Origin of the sequence: Arthrobacter sp. UYEF21 (genome assembly GCF_040546085.1) — a bacterium.
Taxonomy (GTDB): domain Bacteria; phylum Actinomycetota; class Actinomycetes; order Actinomycetales; family Micrococcaceae; genus Arthrobacter.
Map to the genome: position 1 here is coordinate 40281 of NZ_JBEPNF010000003.1, position 14216 is coordinate 54496.

15 protein-coding genes, 1 pseudogene and 1 other annotated feature are annotated in these 14216 nt (G+C 65.1%); of the genes and pseudogenes, 10 read left to right on the forward strand and 6 right to left on the reverse strand.

Going from position 1 to position 14216, the window contains the following annotated elements; genetic code table 11:
• Positions 1 to 169: 169 nt before the first annotated feature.
• The 3 genes and pseudogenes from ABIB27_RS05010 to ABIB27_RS05020 form a co-directional block, all read left to right on the forward strand.
• On the forward strand, positions 170 to 1333 hold the full coding sequence (locus ABIB27_RS05010) for a methyltransferase (protein ID WP_354253594.1): 1164 nt from the start codon (positions 170 to 172) through the stop codon (positions 1331 to 1333).
• 192 nt (positions 1334 to 1525) lie between these two features.
• The gene (locus ABIB27_RS05015) at positions 1526 to 2104 is read left to right on the forward strand and encodes a helix-turn-helix domain-containing protein (RefSeq protein WP_354253595.1); all 579 of its coding nucleotides are present in this window, start codon (positions 1526 to 1528) and stop codon (positions 2102 to 2104) included.
• Between the two features lie 10 nt (positions 2105 to 2114).
• Positions 2115 to 2207, forward strand: a pseudogene (locus ABIB27_RS05020) (hypothetical protein); the annotation flags it as partial.
• Between the two features lie 275 nt (positions 2208 to 2482).
• On the opposite strand, the gene ABIB27_RS05025 reads toward ABIB27_RS05020, so the two are convergent.
• Positions 2483 to 2950 (reverse strand): hypothetical protein, encoded by a 468-nt coding sequence (locus ABIB27_RS05025; protein WP_354216010.1) that lies wholly within the window; start codon positions 2948 to 2950, stop codon positions 2483 to 2485.
• A gap of 303 nt (positions 2951 to 3253) precedes the next feature.
• Between ABIB27_RS05025 and ABIB27_RS05030 the strand changes: the two genes are divergently transcribed.
• Complete coding sequence (locus tag ABIB27_RS05030; protein WP_354216011.1) at positions 3254 to 3688, forward strand: endonuclease/exonuclease/phosphatase family protein; 435 nt, start codon at positions 3254 to 3256, stop codon at positions 3686 to 3688.
• Here the strand turns inward: ABIB27_RS05030 and ABIB27_RS05035 are convergent.
• Complete coding sequence (locus ABIB27_RS05035) at positions 3685 to 5343, reverse strand: thiamine pyrophosphate-binding protein (RefSeq protein ID WP_354253596.1); 1659 nt, start codon at positions 5341 to 5343, stop codon at positions 3685 to 3687. The two genes, ABIB27_RS05030 and ABIB27_RS05035, sit on opposite strands and share 4 nt — an antisense overlap.
• A 120-nt stretch (positions 5344 to 5463) precedes the next feature.
• Positions 5464 to 5967, reverse strand: a complete 504-nt coding sequence (locus tag ABIB27_RS05040; RefSeq protein WP_354253597.1) for an Lrp/AsnC family transcriptional regulator — start codon at positions 5965 to 5967, stop codon at positions 5464 to 5466.
• Positions 5968 to 6060: 93 nt separating this feature from the next.
• Between ABIB27_RS05040 and hisC the strand changes: the two genes are divergently transcribed.
• Positions 6061 to 7158 carry a histidinol-phosphate transaminase gene (gene hisC / locus ABIB27_RS05045; RefSeq protein ID WP_354253598.1) on the forward strand — a complete coding sequence of 366 codons (1098 nt, stop codon included), beginning with the start codon at positions 6061 to 6063 and terminating at the stop codon, positions 7156 to 7158.
• Between the two features lie 47 nt (positions 7159 to 7205).
• A complete protein-coding gene (locus ABIB27_RS05050) occupies positions 7206 to 8618 on the forward strand; it encodes an amino acid permease (RefSeq protein ID WP_354253599.1) in 1413 nt (470 codons plus the stop codon).
• Between the two features lie 79 nt (positions 8619 to 8697).
• On the opposite strand, the gene ABIB27_RS05055 is transcribed toward ABIB27_RS05050, so the two are convergent.
• The gene (locus tag ABIB27_RS05055) at positions 8698 to 9309 is read right to left on the reverse strand and encodes an alpha-amylase family glycosyl hydrolase (protein ID WP_354216016.1); all 612 of its coding nucleotides are present in this window, start codon (positions 9307 to 9309) and stop codon (positions 8698 to 8700) included.
• A gap of 66 nt (positions 9310 to 9375) precedes the next feature.
• Positions 9376 to 10536, reverse strand: coding sequence for a hypothetical protein (locus tag ABIB27_RS05060; RefSeq protein WP_354253600.1), 1161 nt, complete (start codon positions 10534 to 10536; stop codon positions 9376 to 9378).
• 377 nt (positions 10537 to 10913) lie between these two features.
• Between ABIB27_RS05060 and ABIB27_RS05065 the strand changes: the two genes are divergently transcribed.
• On the forward strand, positions 10914 to 11540 hold the full coding sequence (locus ABIB27_RS05065; RefSeq protein ID WP_354253601.1) for a DUF4230 domain-containing protein: 627 nt from the start codon (positions 10914 to 10916) through the stop codon (positions 11538 to 11540).
• Between the two features lie 195 nt (positions 11541 to 11735).
• Here the strand turns inward: ABIB27_RS05065 and ABIB27_RS05070 are convergent, their stop codons facing one another.
• Positions 11736 to 11951: a hypothetical protein gene (locus ABIB27_RS05070; protein WP_354253602.1), complete on the reverse strand. Its 216-nt coding sequence runs from the start codon at positions 11949 to 11951 to the stop codon at positions 11736 to 11738.
• Between ABIB27_RS05070 and ABIB27_RS05075 the strand changes: the two genes are divergently transcribed.
• From ABIB27_RS05075 to ABIB27_RS05085, 3 genes are all read left to right on the forward strand, one after another.
• Positions 11950 to 12270 (forward strand): transposase, encoded by a 321-nt coding sequence (locus ABIB27_RS05075; protein WP_354253603.1) that lies wholly within the window; start codon positions 11950 to 11952, stop codon positions 12268 to 12270. The genes ABIB27_RS05070 and ABIB27_RS05075 overlap by 2 nt on opposite strands.
• Positions 12228 to 12341, forward strand: a sequence feature (AL1L pseudoknot). (Overlaps the previous gene by 43 nt.)
• A complete protein-coding gene (locus tag ABIB27_RS05080) occupies positions 12267 to 12956 on the forward strand; it encodes an IS3 family transposase (RefSeq protein WP_354253604.1) in 690 nt (229 codons plus the stop codon). Its footprint overlaps the feature before it by 75 nt. The genes ABIB27_RS05075 and ABIB27_RS05080 overlap by 4 nt, the downstream gene beginning before the upstream one ends.
• A gap of 73 nt (positions 12957 to 13029) precedes the next feature.
• On the forward strand, positions 13030 to 14112 hold the full coding sequence (locus ABIB27_RS05085; RefSeq protein ID WP_354253605.1) for a tyrosine-type recombinase/integrase: 1083 nt from the start codon (positions 13030 to 13032) through the stop codon (positions 14110 to 14112).
• The last annotated feature ends 104 nt before the right edge of the window (positions 14113 to 14216 follow it).

A 14216-nucleotide genomic window follows, 5' to 3' on the forward strand; every position in this document is an offset into this window, starting at 1 on the left:
TCAAGGGCCCCAGCGGCCATCGGCCAAGCTCGGTTTGCGGCCGGATGACGGTCTGGGATCTTGGGCCGTAGCCTTGGACGTCGTGGAATCGCGGCCGCAATCGTCACTCCCTTATCGGCCCCCCGGACTCTTGGAATGGATCTCTATCAGTACCGATACGCCAGCTCCCGTGGGAATCCCGACGCCGGCTCTCAAGCCCTCGCGCACAGCTGCGGTGGATGAGCCCGCCGTCGTGACCTGGACCGAGGCTGGTGAGGGCATGACCGCGCGATGGCGTTCGGCGAACGGCAGACCGGCGCCGACGCGCGTCGAAGTGGTCGACGACTCGCTCACGGCCGATGAGGCGAACCGGATGGCGTCACAGGGGATCGCGATGCTCTGGCACGGCGACTTCCACAACGCACGGCAGATCCTCAACGCCCTGGACCGGCGGCTCGGCGCCGGAAAGAAGATCGCAGGAACTCCGGCCGATAGGTTTTATCGGCATCGCCAGTCCCGCTCGCATCGAGCACGCGTTCTCGGCCTGCTGCTGATTCCTCTTGACCCGGGCCCGGTGGTGCCGCTGCGCCGCGCACCGGATATCCGGGAGGCCGCCGTGGAAGCGTACGGTGACATCGGCGAATCTTCCGTTGTGTCCGTGCACGAGCTTGTCGGGGCAATTGGCGCCCACGAGTGGCGGCGGAATGGTGTCTACGTCGATGCCCTGCAGGGCCGCATCCACCCGCACTATGGCACGTTCTTCCCCACCCGGAGTGAGTATGTGGATCTCGTGGCCGCCGCTGCGCTGCCCTCTGACACGCTGGCGTTCGACGTCGGAACCGGCACCGGGGTGCTCGCTGCCGTCCTCGCGCGCCGTGGCGTCCACCGCGTGGTGGCGACGGACAATGAACCGCGTGCAATTGCCTGCGCCGGTGAGAATTTCCGGAACCTCGGTGTCCAGGACCGTGCTGAGGCCGTCCTGACCGACATGTTCCCGCCCGGACGGGCGCCGCTCGTCGTGTGCAACCCGCCTTGGATTCCGGCCACGCCGCATTCCAGCCTTGACAGCGCCGTCTACGACCCCGGGAGCAGGATGCTGTTCCGCTTCCTGAACGGACTCCCCGACCACCTGGAGCCGGGCGGTGAGGGCTGGCTTGTCCTCTCCGACCTGGCCGAGCACCTTGGCCTGCGGTCGCGTGAGGATCTGCTGGCCGCCATCAAGGCGGCCGGGCTGAAGGTGGTGGAGAGGCTCGACACCAAGCCAACGCATCCGAAGGCTTCGGACCGCGACGATCCCCTGTTCGAGGCGCGCGCCGCCGAGGTGACCTCCCTGTGGCGGCTTGTTCGCCGATAGTCCGGGGCAATAGGGCGTAGCCGACGGGTCACCTGGCCAGCGGCCGTCGTCGCGGCAGTCACCAGCGCGAGCATGGAAACGGGGTCCTGCTGCTGGGTTTCGACGGCGTGCCCGCCCTAGCCGGCCGGATGCGGCATCCACGGAGCCGCCGCCGGAGAAGCGGACACGAAGCCATGGTGCAACGAAGGAGACGTGAAGTGGCGGAAGCGGTATCTCCTCGAAGGTGTTGAGGGGCTGCGTGATGCGCCGCGTCCGGGCCGCGAGCCGGAGATCGATGAGTTGGCGCTCATCGCCGAGACCCTCGTCAATGATGGGAAGCCGCGGGCAGAGCTGGGGATCTCGCGTTGGTCCGCGCGCATCATGGCTGAGCGGTTCGGGATTTCCTTTTCCTCCGTGGCCCGGATCTGGCGCAGATGGAAAATCCAGCCGCACGGGATCGAGACGTTCAAGTTCTTCACCGACCCGCAGTTGGAGACCAAGCTCCGCGACGTGGTCGGCCTCTACATGTCACCGCCCGAGAACGCCGTGGTGGTCAGCATTGATGAGTGGACCCAGATCCAGGCCCGGACCGCACCCACGAGAACCAGCCGCTCTTCTTGGGCCATGCATCCCAGCAGACGCACGATTACAAGCGCAACGGGACCACGACCCTGTTTGCGGCCCTGGATGTGCTCACCGGCAAGGTCAGCGCCAACGCCTTCTACCAGCGGCACACCAACACCGAGTTCGTGGACTCCTGGGCCAGGTTGCGGCCGTACATCCGGATGTTGAACTGCACGTCATCTGTGATAACTACGCCACGCAAAAGCACCAAAACGTCAAGGACTGGCTGGCCGCGAACCCGCGGGTGAGCCTGCACTTCACCCCAACGAGCTGCTCCTGGCTGACCATGGTCGAGATCTTCTTCGGGCTGGTTACCCGCCAGGCATCCGGCGCGGTTCCTTCCACTCGGTCCAGGACCTTGAGCAGACCATCGAGACGTACATCGCGAACTACAACGACCGCGCCAAACCATTCCGCTGGATCAAAACCGCCGACTACCTACTCGGCAAGATCAAACGAAAACAAACCATTAACACATGACATTAGTGACCCGTCGCGTCCCGTGCATACGCGTAGTCCTTGGCGTGCTACCTGCGGGCGACTGGTTCAGCGGCTTGCCGTGCCGTCCACGAAGGATACCCGACCCGCGTACTGCTGGTATAACTTCACCGCCTCGTCGAGGTCGATATGGCCGATGTCCAATGAGACAGCAAGAGCGTCGAGTTGGGCGCAGCAGGTTTCCGCGGCGCTGACCCTGTCCGCGACTCCGCGGGAGGTGGCGAAGTTGGTGGCCAGGGCCGCGGCGACCGAGGAAATTACTGCGAGCAGGCACAGCACCCGCCACACGGTAGAGTCCTCGCTGAGCGCGAAGATGCCGGCCACGGCGTGGCTGAACCCGGTGCCGCCAACTGCGGGACCGGCGGTGAGCACGGCGGCCAGGCCGCTGCCGATGATGCTGATGTTGGAGAGCCTGTTCCGCCGGGGTCGTTCCCGGGCAAGGTAGGCGCGGAGGGCTTGTTGTTTATCGTCGATTCGGGTGGACAGTCGCTGCCGAGCGTCCGGTGTTGCGCTCATGATCTGATGCCAGCTTCCTTCACCGATCTCGGGTCCCGTGCGGTGACTAACGCGGACAGCAATAGCATGCTCCCGGAGAGGGGCCGTGTCCAGAGTCGGTGGTGCCCATTCCGCGGTCGATGACCCGTCGAGCCCCCGCTTACGCATGATCCTTGAGTTCGAAGGACCGGCGCTGCAGGTCATGGTCCGATGCGTGGGCGTGGACTCCGTAAATGTCCTGCAGGTCGGTGCCGATGTAGGCGAAGCGATGTTGCAAAGGTTCGACGGAGATTACCCCTGGGACGCAGAGACGGTTTGGAGCGCGTGCTCGTCGCGTGTCGCGTCGGGCGGGGCGGTCACGGACTCCTGCCGAGCGAACCGTTCGTCATCGTCGGTGACCGGAACGCGGACCCGTTCGACGGCGACTCCGTGGTAGCCGCGGTCAACCAGCTCCTGGATTCCAAGCAGATTGTCGACCCGTTGCCGGCCTCCGAGGGCGGCGTGGAGGCGGCGGCCCGGCAGGGCGGAGCCAACGCCACCCATAGAGGTGACCCTCGCAACGACACGGCCGACGTCGCCGACACCGCGCCGGGAAACCTCCGGACTGACTACGTGTTGCCCTCACGCAGGACCCCAGTACTCGGCTCCGGTGTGTTCTGGCCGCCCCAGGCGGACCCCCTCTCACGGCTGACCGGGGTCTATCCGTTCCCGAGCAGCGACCACCGTGTGGTGTGGGTGGACCTGCAGGTACGCAACTAGCCCGCCACCGCCGCCTTCGCTGCCTGCTTGGCGTTCATCCATTCGCTCAGCCACGGCGCACGGACACTGGACGTGATGCGGCAGTCGGCCACGAAGGTTCCCTTAGCGCCGGCGTCGATCCAGTCCTGCAGCGCGGAAAGATCCGCCAGGGAACGGACAACAACGGACTCAGCTCCCAAAGCGCGGGCAACACCGCTGAAGTCCACCTCGGGGATCAGCATGGGCTTTGCGGTCAGACCCTTGGAGCCGTACTGGTGGATTTCGGCCCCGTAGGCGGCATCGTTGTAGATCACCACAACGGCGCTGCGGGCCGTGCCAATGAGCGATTCGAGGTCGGACAGGCCCATCAGGAAGCCGCCGTCGCCGGAGGCCAGCACCAGGGTGCGGCCGTCCTCCACGGCGCGGGCTGCCCCGACGGCGCTGGCGAGGCCCAGCCCGATGGACTGGAAGGCGGTTCCCACCATCACTAGGTCCTGTGGCCTGGGGATGTTCCAGTACATGGGTGCCCAGCCGATGAAGTGCCCGCCGTCCTGGACCACTGTGCGGCGCTCCGGCAGCACGGCGTCCAAGGCGGTGGCCAGGGCCCGCGGATCCAGCCGGCCGTCCACAGTTTCGTCGGAACCGGAGTCGTGCCCGGGTCCGTCAGCCAGACGCCTGCGGGCTTCCCCGCGCCAGGCTTCCGCCGCAGCCTCACCATCGAGCAGCCCCAGGAGACGTCCCGCAGCAGCCTTCGCGTCCGCGCTGACGAACAGGTCCACCCGGGGGTGCGTCGGCTGCAGGGCGGTGTCGATCTGGATGACGGTGCTGTCCGGGCCGAGCAGGTGCCCGAACCGCATGGTGAACGGGCTCAGGCTCGCCCCGGCCACGAGGACCACATCGGCCTCACCCATGAGCCCGGCCGCGGTGTCGGTGCCGAAACCGCCCGCGACGCCCAAGTACCCCTCGCCTTTGAGGAGGTTGAGCGCCAGGGCGGTTCCGGCGGTCAGTGCGCCGAGGCGGTCGGCGAGCTCGCGGAGCTCCGGGCCGGCGCCGGCGAGGTGCGCGCCCCGGCCGGCCAGGATCAGCGGCCGCTTGGCCCCGGCGAGCAGGCGCGCTACCTGCCCAAGGCTGCCGTCGACGTCGTCCGTCACCATTGGTGCGAGCGGCGCCGGAAGTTCCTCGTCCGCAGCCTCAAGTGCCGCGAGGTCGTAAGGAATGGCAATCACGACGGCGGTGCGCCTGGTGAGTGCGTACTCCACCGCCTGCCGGGTGATGGAGCCCGCGGCGTCGCGGGTGACGGTGAAGGTCGCCGCGCCAAGTCCCGCGGCGATGGCGGCCTGGTCCACGTCCTGGGGCCGGGCGCCGGTGCTCGGTGCGTCCCCGGTGACCAGCACCACGGGGATCTGCGCCTGGACAGACTCGGCGAGGGCGGTGAGTGCGTTGGTGTAGCCGGGGCCGTAGGTGGTGGTGCCCGCGGCGAGCCGTCCGGACGTCCGGTAGTAGGCGTCGGCCGCGGCGATGGCGGCGCCTTCGTGCCGGACGGGGGAGAAGCGGAGGCCCTGCTTCTCCGCGGCGTCCAGGAAGTAGACGTTGCCGTTGCCCATGACGCCGAAGACATCGCTGAGGTAGCTGCTGAGAACCTGCGCCACGCGGCCGGAGACGGTAAGAGTAGTCATGCAGGAAGCTTGTGGCGTAGTTCACGGATAGGCAAGAGAGCCGAGTTTGGCTGGGATTTTTGGCAGGGGACTGCCCGTAGAAGTGAAAATTTGCGCACTTGTGGTGTGCATCACTCGTAGCTAGTTGGAAGGGCGGGATTCCTGCTCGGAGAGCCGCGCCAGGAGGCCGTCGTAGCGGGGCGGCATGAGTTCCAGCACGGAAATGGACGTGCTGGTCCGTTGGATCCCCTCGATTTCCAGGATCTGGTTGGTAATGCGGTAGAGATCGGCCGTGCTGCGTGCCACCACCTTGGCCATCAGGTCCGCGTCTCCGGTGGTGGCGTGCACCTCGATGACCTCCGGGATCGCGGCGAGCCCGTCTTCCACCGCGCCTGTCCGGGTCTGGCTGATCGACAGGGAGAGGAAGGCCATCAGGCCATAGCCCAGCGCGGCGGGGTCCAGCCTTCGACTGAAGGACCGGAGGGCGCCGCTGCGCTCGAGCCTCGCCAGCCGGGCGTGGACAGTGTTCCGTGCGACGCCGAGCGTCCGCGAGAGGGCCAGGGCGCTGGCTTCCGGATCCTTGTCGAGGGCCAGGATGATCCTGCCGTCGAGGGAGTCCAGGGTGCGCGGGCTCGGAATGGTCATATTTTCACCACAGTTGCTAGAAGTTGAGCAGAAGTCCCAATGGGTTGAGGGTATCTTGCATTGTGGGGCGGGTCACAATCATGATCGTTCCTCATGACCAGTGATCAGCTCCTTATCGCAACGGACACCGCGCTTCCCACCCTTCGTGGCGCCGTGGCCGGACTTCCGTCCTACGTCCCGGGCCGACGCGGCGCCGGCGCTGACATCGCAGCCCTTGCCAGCAACGAAAGCCACTACGAACCGCTCCCCGCTGCCGCGGCTGCGGTGGCCGAAGCGGCCGGCACCATGAACCGCTACCCGGACAGTGCCGCCGTCGAACTCCGCGAACGGCTCGCCCGGCACCTGGGCGTCACCGCAGGGGAGGTCGCGGTGGGGCCCGGCAGCGTGGGCGTCCTCCAGCAGATCATCACCGGACTGTGCGACGCCGGGGATGAGGTGGTCTTCGCCTGGCGCTCCTTCGAGGCCTACCCCATCCTGGTGGAGCTGGCCGGCGCCCGGCCGGTCCGCATCCCGCTGGACGACGCTGAAGGCCATGACCTCGATGCCATGGCCGCGGCCGTCACCGAACGCACCAAGGTGATCCTGCTCTGCACCCCCAACAATCCGACAGGCGTGCCGATCAGCCACGACCGCATCGAAGTCTTCCTGCAGTCCGTCCGCTCCGACATCCTGGTGGTGATCGACGAGGCCTATGTGGAATACGCCGAAGCGGGCAGCGGCCCCGATTCCCTGGCGCTCTACCGCCGGTACCCGAACGTCTGCATCCTGCGCACCTTCTCCAAGGCCTACGGGCTCGCTGGCCTGCGCGTGGGATACGCCGTGGCGGCGCCGGACATCGCGGAGGGACTGCGCCGGACCGCGCTTCCCTTCTCGGTGAGCGCGCTGGCCCAGAAGGCTGCCATCGCGTCGCTGGACGCGGGGGAGGAGATGGAATCGCGGGTGACCGCCGTCAGGCAGGAGCGCGCCCGGATGGCCGCGCAGCTGGAAGCGCAGGGCTGGAAACTGCAGCCAAGCCAGGGCAATTTCCTGTGGATCCGCGCGGATGACAACCTCCGGGCAAGGCTGGTGGACGCGTTCGACCGCGCCGACATCCTGGTCCGGGCGTACCAGGGCGACGGCGTACGGATCACCGTTGCCGATTCCGCCTCCAACGATCGCGTGCTCCGGCTCCTCGAAGCCTACGCTGCCTAGGAACTTCCTGAACCTTATCCATCCGTTCCACAACCAGAGGACTCCCCATGGAACAACAGACAAAGACGTCTGGCCGCCCGCTCGGCGCCACACTCAAACCCCGGCAGCTCACGATGATGGGCCTCGGAAGCGCCATCGGCGCGGGCCTGTTCATCGGCTCCGGCGCCGGCATCCAGGCAGCCGGACCGGCCGTGCTGATCTCCTACCTCGTGGCCGGCACCCTGATCATACTGGTGATGTGGGCCCTCGGCGAGATGGCCGCCGCCAACCCGGACAGCGGAGCCTTCTCCGTCTACACCGCCAAGGCCTACGGACCGGTGGCCGGTGCCACGGTGGGCTGGCTCTGGTGGCTGCAGCTCGTGGTGGTCATCGCCGCCGAAGCGCTCGGCGCGGCCGGCCTGCTGGCCACCATCTTCCCCGCCCTCCCGGTGTGGCTGATGGCCTTCGTGTTCATCGTGCTGCTCACCGCCGTGAACCTCACCAGCGTGAAGAACTTCGGCGAGTTCGAGTTCTGGTTCGCCCTGCTCAAGGTGGCAGCAATCCTCGGGTTCCTCCTGGTGGGCGCTGCGCTGCTCTTCGGCTGGCTGCCGGGCGTGCAGTCGCCGGGCCTGTCCAACTTCACGGGTGCAGGGTTCGCGCCCAGCGGTTTTGCCGGGATTGCGACGGCGCTTTTCGTGGTGGCGTTCGCGTTCGGCGGCACTGAGATTGTCTCCGTGGCGGCCGCCGAGACCGCAGAGCCTGCCCGCAGCGTGAAAAAAGCGGTCCGCACGGTGCTGTGGCGCATCCTGGTTTTCTACATCGGTTCCATCTTCATTATTGCGGCCGTGGTTCCCGTGGGTTCGGCGGGGCTGAAGAGCCCGTTCGCTGCCGTGCTGGAGGCCGCCGGCATGCCCGGCGCAGCCACCGCGATCACCCTGGTGGCCGTCGCAGCGCTGCTCTCGGCCCTCAACGCCAATCTCTACGGTGCGTCACGGATGGCATACTCCCTCGCGGATCGCGGTGAAGCACCGCGCCTGCTTGCCTCGGTGTCAAAGGCCCGGGTTCCGGTGGTTGCCGTCCTGGCCAGCGTCGCCTTCGGTGTTGTCACGGTGGTGCTGGAGCTGGCCTTCCCCGGCATGGTCCTTCCCGTCCTGCTCAACATCGTTGGGTCGACGTGCCTGCTGGTGTGGACGTCCGCACTACTGGCTCAGCTCGCCTTGCGCCTCCGCGCCGACCGTGAGGGCACGGAGCTTCCCCTGCGGATGCCTGGTTTCCCGTGGCTGACGATGTTTGGTCTGGTGATCCTCGCGGCGATCTTCACGGTGGGCTTCATCGGCGAGGATTCCCGTCCCCAGCTCCTGAGCACATTTGGGCTTGTCGCGCTTCTTGCGGTGGGTTGCTGGCTGAACCAGCGGAACCGGAAGGTTGCGCGGGTTGGGGAATCCTCGGAGCGTGCCAAGGAACCGGTGCTGATCGACTAGATCGCGTGCTGCGGACCCACCCCGCGGGTCCGGTGCACGCGTAGGGCGCGTCCGGTCTGGCCGGGCGCGCCCTACGGGTTCATCTGGGGTGGCTGGCCTTGGCTGTGTCGGCCACTCCAGAAAGATCCGGCGCTGCAGCAGGCTTCAGGATGTGAGGATCCATGCGGCGTTGCGACTCCGGGTCCCAGCCCAGCTTCACGAACGCGAACGCGAAGGCCTGCTGCATCTCGTCGGCCTGGGTGTAGCGGGCGGCGCGGGCCGGTTCCAGGTTGACCTCGCCCACCAGCAGGCGGTGCGGCTCACACTTCTCGGCCAGGGCGCGCCAGCGGCGGTACACCTCGTGGACCTCCTCCTGGTCCGAGACTTGCGGGTTGGACCGCAGCCCGTCCACCACGCCGCCCTCCGAGGGCGCATCCGGCAAACCCTCGGCCTTGAACAGCGCGTGCGCGACGTAGATGCGGAGCCCGTCCACGCCCTGGTCGAACCAGAAGCGCAGCACGCCGTCGAAGTAGTCGCCGACGGCCGGGTTGCGCCAGTTCCAGTCCGGCTGGCCGGCGGAGAAAAGGTGCAGGTACCAGTCGCGGTCTGTCGCGGATGCGGGATTGGCGCGGCTCCACGCCCGGCCGCCGAACACGCTCTGCCAGTTGTTCGGGGAAGCGTCACCCTCGGGACCGCGGATAAAGTGGAACATCTCCCGCTCCGGCGAGCCCGGTCCGGCCGCCAGTGCCGCCTAGAACAACGGGCTCCTCTGCCAGTTTTAGCCGCCCCGTTGGTGTTTAGCCCGGCTCTTACACCGATCTCGCAGTTCGGCGATTACTGCGTTCTCAAATTTGTTTGGCGCACCATCCACAGAAGCCACCCGTTCGGCGATACCGGGGATTTCACACAGATCCCCCGGCTCGTTGTCTAGGCGTCGCCACACCTCGGCAGGGTCGATATCAACTAGTCGGGCGAGCTCCTCATCCACCACCTGATGGTGGTCCCGGACCAGACTCACGAGGTTACGGAACAAGAGAGTCTCGTCGTCGGTAATTTTGCCGTCCGCCATAATCACCAGCCACGCAACCCAAAGCATCAGCTGAGGATGCTGACTGCCCTTGATCGTGTTCTCGGCGAGTTCAATCACACGCGCTTCGTTGCGGAAGACGGCTTGTGCGTGGCGACCCGCAAGCAGCGTCGAGTAGCGGTTCATGACCACCGAGAGGGGAATCCCAACTAGGGGGATGCCGATCTTGATGACACTTCGCTGCAGGAGAAACTTGCCGACGAAGGGAAGCCCCTTGGCGGCGGCCAGGACCGCGCCGGAGTAATAGCGCTTGATCAGTGGCCGCACAATAGCCGGGACAGCTCTGGTCACGCCGCCACGAACCAGTTCGCCACTCTTGATCGTGAGCGCCACGCGGATGAGTTTCCATGTGTCTTCAGGGTCGGACAAATCGAGCGGCACCCGATAGAGGACTGCGACGTCGTATGCCAGACGGAGCTGCAGTTGCGTGATGAACGCGACGTCGACCATAACGGTCGCGATGGCGGCCGGGACAGTCGCAGGCGAGGAGCCCCCAAGGCTCCCCATAGTAGTGATGACGGCCGCAGAGTAAGCGCTGGCGGAGAGCCCACCTTCAAGAGCGGCGTACCGAGTCGCTATCTTGATCCGCTGATCAACGATGGCATCTGCGGGCACACCTTGGTAGCGCTCTTGGAAGTACTGCCAATTGACCTTGTCAGTGTAGGAGCCTAGTGCGTGAGCGATGAGCTTGGTGAACCAGCCGCCCGACTTGATGTCGTCGGGGCTCAACCTCTTAATGAACTCCCGCAACTCGGCTCGCTCATCCTCCACGACCTTCCGGTCGGCGTCAGTGGGCTCGTCACTGTCGACGGTATCGAAATCGTCGACTACGTCAGTCGGAGTTTCAGGCATGGCGTAATCCCCCGGTAGGTGCAATGATGCGCGCGGTTGCCGACAGACAGGCCGCTGAACTTTTATCAGGCTAACCCAACGAGGCGCTCATCCTTTGGTGCACGCCCCGAGGAGAAGATTTTCCCGGAGGTGCACCATCGTCGGACTTCCAAGTGCCGACCGACGGCGCCGTGGCCCTGGGTCAGCCAGTCGACAGATTCCTGCTCGACCCTCGGCGCTCAGACTAATTTCGTGGGCGGCTGGGCGTGCCACGACAGAGTGATCTTCGCCTATGTATAAAGTTCGAGGAGCCTTGAGGCGGCGGACAGCCGACGTCTTTCCAAAACACGGAATTCGAGGACCCCTCCGCGTCGAACGAAACTGGAGATTGAATCGTCATGAAGTTTTTCAAAGCCCGGGTGCTGCTTTGGCCGGCCGCGCTGCTTTTGGTGTTGCTGGGTGGGGGAGCGGCCGCCGCATTCGCATCCGGCGGAGTTAACGCACTCGCCCTCAAGTCCCTGTTCACCAGCAGCTCCAGCGAACGTGATTCCCAGGTGGTTCAAGCCGTCACGCGAGTGCAAGAGGTCGCCTTGCTCAGCCTTCACATCGAGGGCATCGATAGGTACGAAAGCAATAGGGAAATTTTCGGCGTGGCTATCCCCGCGAGCGAGAAAACCACTCTGCTCCAGTACAAGTTCGACGCGAAATTGGGCGTCGACGGCGCGAAGGTGAAGGTCGAACGAACCGGTCCAGAGTCGCTGCGCGTGACTATCCCTGAATCCAAGTTCATCGGCTTTGACAATCCCGTGTTCGAGGATGCTCTCGAGAGCGGCAACCCGCTTAGCTGGCTGGCCGAGCCAGCCGTCCAAACGCGGATGGTCAACAACATTCTCAGTAATGAGAATAAGCAGAAGTACATCTCCCAAAATGAAGAAGCCTTGAAAGAGCAGGCCAAGGCGTACTACTCCGGGATTATCGCAAGTGTCGCTCCCGAAGTTACCCTCGACTTTTATTTCGCAGGGTAGAGGCCCACAGCGGACCCTCCTGGCCGGATGAAAGGCTCACGGAGGAGCGGAAAGCAGCTCTAACGACGCCATTACCCTCCCGGAAACGATCAAAGCCACGCTTGGCCGGCACCTCGCGCTAAGTTACAAAAATTTTTTAGGAGCTTAGAACTTTTTGTAAATCCCGTAGATGCTCTTATGTGTCGGACCGGGGGCCTACAGTGCTTCCATGACTCCCGACGAAACGACCTCCGGCCCGAAATCGAAGACGAAACGCGCTGCCACGCGCATATGCCCGATGTGCGGCAGTGAGGCCTGGCGAATCGAGTACGGGATGATCATGCCGTCGGCGCGCGAAGCAATGCCAGAGAACATCGTGAACCGCCCCGGGTTTAATGGAGGGTGTTGAGTCCTTGAAAGGATGAGCACCATGTCAGCACCAAAAAAGTATCCTGACGAGCTTCGCCAGAGGGCGGTCCGGCTTGTGATGGACGCGCAGAAAAGCCCCAGTGGCCGGCGGGGTGCCTGCACCCGGATTGGTACGCAGCTGGGCATTCCTGCTGACACGATCCGTGGCTGGGTGCGTACCGTCGAGATCGATCAGGGCGTGCGCCCTGGCACCACCACCGAAGACGCGACTCGCCTGGCAGAGCTGGAACGCGAGGTCGTCGAGTTGCGGCGGGCGAATGCGATCTTGAAATCTGCATCGGCTTTCTTCGCGGCGGAGCTCGACCGCCCCTCCCGACGATGATCTCCTACATCGATGATCACAAGGACGAATACGGGGTCGAGCCGATCTGCCGAGAGCTGCCGATCGCCCCGTCGACCTACTACGCTGCCAAGGCACGACCGGAGTCCAAACGATCAATCGCGGACGCCGTGACAGCGGAAAATATTAGCCGGGTGCACCGGGAGAACTACAGTGTTTACGGGGCCAGGAAAGTCTATGCGGCCCTGAACCGTGAGGGCCACAAAGTGGCCCGGTGCACTGTGGAGCGGTTGATGCGCCGTACCGGGTTGCACGGTGTGCGCCGTGCCAAGGGGCCTCGCACAACGGTGCCAGGACCCTTGTCGGAGCGGCCGGCGGATCTGGTCCGGAGGCAATTCAGCGCACCTGCTCCGAACTGCCTTTGGGTCGCAGACATTACCTACGTTCGAACGTTCTCCGGCTGGGTTTACGCGGCCTTTGTGTTGGATGTTTTCTCCCGCCGGGTTGTCGGCTGGCAGCTGTCCACGACCATGCACACAGCCCTGGCACTGGACGCCCTGGAGATGGGGTTGTGGACCCGCCGGCGAGCTGGGAAGGACCTCTCCCAGCTCGTACACCATTCAGACAGAGGGGTGCAGTATCGTGCCATCCGATACACCGAACGCCTTGCTGACGCCGAGGCGGTCGCCTCCGTGGGAGCCAAGGGCGATTCCCCGTTAACCGGCTAATCCAGTTATTTGCTCCCGATAATCCGCTGGCAACCCTTGACATTGGTCCGAACAGGGCAGACCCTTTTGTTCCATGGAGACCGACCCGGATTTGAGGTTGGAGGCCTCTGGCGGAGGATGGTTGATCGCCGGGGCGGGCTCAGCCGCGTTCACCACGGTCAATGAGTACCTTGGCTATTTGGCGGACCGCAACTATTCGCCGGCGACGGTGCGTGCCTACGGATTCGATCTGCTGGCCTTCTGCCGCTGGCTGGCCCTTGAAGGACTTGGCCTGGGTGAGGTGAGCACCGACGTGTTGCTGCGTTACCTCACCGCCTGCCGTCACGCCACGGTTCCGGGCCGCCCCGGACCCAACGTCCTGACCCTCCAAGGTCAACGAACCGACGGTTATGCCCCGGCCACAGTCAACCGACGATTAGCCGCCGTATCGGGGCTCTTCACGTTCATGGTGATGCGTGATCCGGCGTTGAAGAACCCGGTCCCGCGGGGAGCGGAAACCAGATGGCACTGGCAGGGCCACCGCTCCGGGCTGCTCGGGCATCTGGCCCGTCCCCAACCACGCTCCGCCCTGCGGCTACGCGAACCACGCCGGCTTCCACGCGCCCTGGACCATGAGGAGGTCGTGGCTCTCTTCCAGGGCCTGAAATCCTGGCGGGACCGGGCCATGGCCGGATTGATGCTCTATTGCGGGCTGCGCGCCGGCGAGGTGCTGGCCTTGCGGGTGGGTGATGTGGATATTGGTGCGCGCTGGCTGTTGGTGCACGGCAAGGGATCCAAGGAACGCCGGGTCCCGTTGGATACAGATGTTGCCGCGACCATCCAAACCTACCTGCTGATCGAACGCCCCGAATCAACAAGCCGGATGCTCTTTCTGGTGGCCAAGGGCAAGACCCGCGGCCAGCCACTGACACCGGCGGGGCTGCGGACCATCTTCCGCTACCACCGGGAAATCTCCGGCGTCGCCGAAGGCCACCCACACGCGTTGCGTCATACCTTCGGCAGCGCTCTGGCAGAGGCAGGGGTTGATCTGGCCGTCATGCGCGAACTGCTGGGCCATGCCCACATCAACACCACCGCCCGCTATATCCATCTGGCCCCGGCCCATGTGAAAGCCGAATATGATGCTGCCCGCAGACGCCAACAATCCACGGATTGAAGACCCGGCCTTGGTCGTGGGTGAATACCGGGACTACCTGGCCTCGCGCGGGCACGGTTCCATGCCGGCATTCTCTGCTGCCAGAACGTTCATGGCCCGCTGGC

Excerpts from the sequence above, each read along its gene's own strand:
- ABIB27_RS05025 (WP_354216010.1), bottom strand. The coding sequence starts at position 2,950 with ATGAGCGCAACACCGGACGCTCGGCAGCGACTGTCCACCCGAATCGAC.
- ABIB27_RS05035 (WP_354253596.1), bottom strand. The coding sequence starts at position 5,343 with ATGACTACTCTTACCGTCTCCGGCCGCGTGGCGCAGGTTCTCAGCAGC.
- ABIB27_RS05040 (WP_354253597.1), bottom strand. The coding sequence starts at position 5,967 with ATGACCATTCCGAGCCCGCGCACCCTGGACTCCCTCGACGGCAGGATC.
- hisC (WP_354253598.1), top strand. The coding sequence starts at position 6,061 with ATGACCAGTGATCAGCTCCTTATCGCAACGGACACCGCGCTTCCCACC.
- ABIB27_RS05050 (WP_354253599.1), top strand. The coding sequence starts at position 7,206 with ATGGAACAACAGACAAAGACGTCTGGCCGCCCGCTCGGCGCCACACTC.
- ABIB27_RS05055 (WP_354216016.1), bottom strand. The coding sequence starts at position 9,309 with ATGTTCCACTTTATCCGCGGTCCCGAGGGTGACGCTTCCCCGAACAAC.
- ABIB27_RS05060 (WP_354253600.1), bottom strand. The coding sequence starts at position 10,536 with ATGCCTGAAACTCCGACTGACGTAGTCGACGATTTCGATACCGTCGAC.
- ABIB27_RS05065 (WP_354253601.1), top strand. The coding sequence starts at position 10,914 with ATGAAGTTTTTCAAAGCCCGGGTGCTGCTTTGGCCGGCCGCGCTGCTT.
- ABIB27_RS05075 (WP_354253603.1), top strand. The coding sequence starts at position 11,950 with ATGTCAGCACCAAAAAAGTATCCTGACGAGCTTCGCCAGAGGGCGGTC.
- ABIB27_RS05070 (WP_354253602.1), bottom strand. The coding sequence starts at position 11,951 with ATGGTGCTCATCCTTTCAAGGACTCAACACCCTCCATTAAACCCGGGG.
- ABIB27_RS05080 (WP_354253604.1), top strand. The coding sequence starts at position 12,267 with ATGATCTCCTACATCGATGATCACAAGGACGAATACGGGGTCGAGCCG.
- ABIB27_RS05085 (WP_354253605.1), top strand. The coding sequence starts at position 13,030 with ATGGAGACCGACCCGGATTTGAGGTTGGAGGCCTCTGGCGGAGGATGG.